At 63.9% G+C, this 2,882-nt stretch carries 2 protein-coding genes and 1 riboswitch; both genes read left to right on the top strand.

What is annotated here, in order from left to right:
* Positions 1-1,006, top strand: a 1,006-nt coding sequence (locus tag U9980_RS21250; RefSeq protein ID WP_322769535.1) for a magnesium and cobalt transport protein CorA, incomplete at its 5' end; no start/stop codon positions are given.
* Between the two features lie 770 nt (positions 1,007-1,776).
* Positions 1,777-2,148, top strand: coding sequence for a hypothetical protein (locus U9980_RS21255; protein ID WP_322755876.1), 372 nt, complete (start codon positions 1,777-1,779; stop codon positions 2,146-2,148).
* 490 nt (positions 2,149-2,638) lie between these two features.
* Positions 2,639-2,809, top strand: a riboswitch (cyclic di-AMP (ydaO/yuaA leader).
* The last annotated feature ends 73 nt before the right edge of the window (positions 2,810-2,882 follow it).

Raw genomic sequence — 2,882 nt, forward strand, 5'->3', positions numbered from 1 at the left:
GACACCAACCGGCCGGGTGGTCGCCTGCCACGTCTACCGGGACGGCGCTCGCGACCCGCAACCTATCCATCACACCGATGCCCTGCGCGTCGCCCGGGACCACCGCGGTAGTTTCGCCTGGCTCGGCCTTTACGAACCGAGTGCGGCGGATCTGTCCAATATCGCCGATGTCTACGGCCTGCATCCCCTCGCCGTCGAGGACGCCGTCACCGCCCACCAACGGCCGAAGCTGGAACGATACGGGGAGACACTTTTCGTTGTCCTCAAGACCGCCTGTTACGTGGAACACGAGGAGCTGACCGCGACATCGGAAATCGTCCACACCGGCGAGGTGATGGTATTTCTCGGACGGGACTTCATCGTCACGGTCCGGCATGGTGAACATGGCGGGCTCCAAGCGCTGCGCAGCCGGTTGGAGAAGCAACCAGAAATGCTACGCCTAGGACCGTCGGCCGTCCTCCACGCCATCTGCGACCAGATTGTCGATGATTACCTGGTCGTCACCGAAAAGATCGAAGTCGACATCGACACCATCGAGGGCTCGGTCTTCCGCCGCTCGACCCGCCCCGACGCCAGCAAGGTCTACCAGCTCAAACGGGAGGTGCTTGAGCTCAAACACGCCGTCACGCCACTTGCCGCTCCGGTGCGGGCGCTCACCGAGCCGGGCGTCGGCAGGATCCCACCGCGGATTCAGGAGTACTTCCGTGATGTAGCCGACCACCTCGAACTGGTCACCGAGCGAATAGCGCGATTCGATGAACTGCTGTCGTCGATCATCCAGGCAACCCTGACGCAGGTGACCATCGCGCAGAACGAGGACATGCGCCGTATCAGTGCCTGGGTCGCCATCGCCGCGGTTCCGACGGCGGTCGCCGGCATCTACGGAATGAATTTCGATCATATGCCGGAGCTGCGGCAGGTCTGGGGATATCCGGCCGTTCTCTGTCTGATGGCGACGATCTGCTTCGCGCTGTATCGGTCCTTCAAGCGCAACGGCTGGCTGTAATCACAAATAAAAAAACCCAGGCGACAAAAACCGTACAACAACGACCACGCATCAAGCCGATGGTGTAATCTATTATGCCCGTTGAATCACCGGGATCAGGTCACTGCAACCGACCGCCTCACCCGTGAACCCGGTACGGTGAAGAGGAAACCCGCCGGCCGAAGATCATACGATCATGATACTGCTCGCCCGGCCATAGGCCCCCGGCAACCTGAGTCGGGGTACCGGCTGCCGCGGAGAGGCGAGAGTAGATCGGTGCCCCGAACCAGGAAAATCCAGGTTAATTACGGACGTACCATGCCCCGCCATGCGGCCATCGCAGGGCGTGGGTATCACCCGTTCGGACTATCGCCAGGGGCGCTGCGGGTCAGGTCCGGCCGCTGGGTGGATACCACCGGAGCGCCCTGCCGTCCTCCCGTTCGGCCCTACCGCTCCTGAGGACGGCGACCCATCAGGACTACCGTCTCGCTTTGATAGCTATTTCCGACTATGTAGTTCCGATATATCACCCGACGACGGGATTCACGAAGACCACGGCGTCGGCTACCGTAATCGGCTGTGTCGGCCCTTCGCGCGGGAACCCACCGTCAGCCGCCGTCCCAGTGGCCGGCCAACGGCAGACGGCTAGGACTGCGATCACACCCCGTGCTGGCCCTTGCAACGGACCTGCATGACAACGGTCACATCCCCCGCCGCGCCCACGACCTGACGTGCCTCAGCACACGGGACGACATCCGTGACATGGCCCACGACGTGCACGACGCGGTCCGATGACCAAACCGACGTACCCGGTTCGCAATGATCTTATCGCGGAGCTGGTAACAAGGTTGGACCAACTTGATCAGCTCCTCGGGCGGCTGGAGGATGCTGAGCGCCAGGCCGCGGACGCCAGCGAGCACCTGATGCGTACCCGGCGGTGGCAGGAGGACACGGTTCGCGCGATTCAGGATGAGCGGGCGCAGATGCGCACTCATCAGCGGGCACTGGACGATCTCGCGGACCGCGCGCAGGCCGCCGTCGAAGCCCTGTCCGGCCATTACCGCTCCCTGCCTGCCGAGGTTCACCAACTCGCGGTCGAACTGCACGTCCTGGAGACCGCCGGCCTGCTCTCCCGCCGCGCGACCCGCGCCCGCCGCCACTGACCCCGGGCCGCCACAGCCCCGGGCCGTGTGGCTCACGCGGGATGCGCCCGCGCGGGATGCGCCCGCGCGGGATGCGCCCGCGCGGGATGCAGGAGCGAGACATCTCATAGCGATCGAGACTATCCGTAATCGGATGACTCTACCAAGGCGACAATTTTCACTACTACATGGCAACGAAAGATAACTATCGGCACTCGAGTGCCCCCCGCCGCCAGACTGTCGTCGCTATGGCGTAATGTCATCTTCCGCATCCTGTGGGTCACGGCATCGGGCGCCTCAGCCAGGCGGCCTGCCGCCCGGACCAACAGGTCAGGGCATGGCGGCGAGCTGGTCGGCATGGAGGATGGGAGGAGCCGATATGGTCACTTCTGTGAGCACTCGCCGTAGTTGTGAGGGACTAGTGTTTACTGGCACCATCCTTTTGAACTAGTCTCACCCCGACGTCACGACAACACCGGGCCGAACGCCGAATCCTGCCCACGGTCCCGGTGTCCCCTCCGAGTCGTCACCAGGGCAGGAGCGGGGGACCCATCCTCCACCGGACGACACCGAGCCGCGGTGCAGTCCTAGGGGTTAAGCGAGCTGTGCGACGGTCGCACGGCCCACCGGGCAGCCCAGCCCGAACCCGACAGCTCACCTCGCAGGCGAACGGGAAGGATCACAGCCTTGTCTGCGCCCGATGTGCAGCTTGATCCGGCAACATGGTCATATTCGTCGTCGCCGACAAAGTCGCC

The organism is Protofrankia sp. Cr1, from assembly GCF_963555865.1.
GTDB lineage: Bacteria > Actinomycetota > Actinomycetes > Frankiales > Frankiaceae > Protofrankia.

Excerpts from the sequence above, each read along its gene's own strand:
- U9980_RS21255 (WP_322755876.1), top strand. The coding sequence starts at position 1,777 with ATGACCAAACCGACGTACCCGGTTCGCAATGATCTTATCGCGGAGCTG.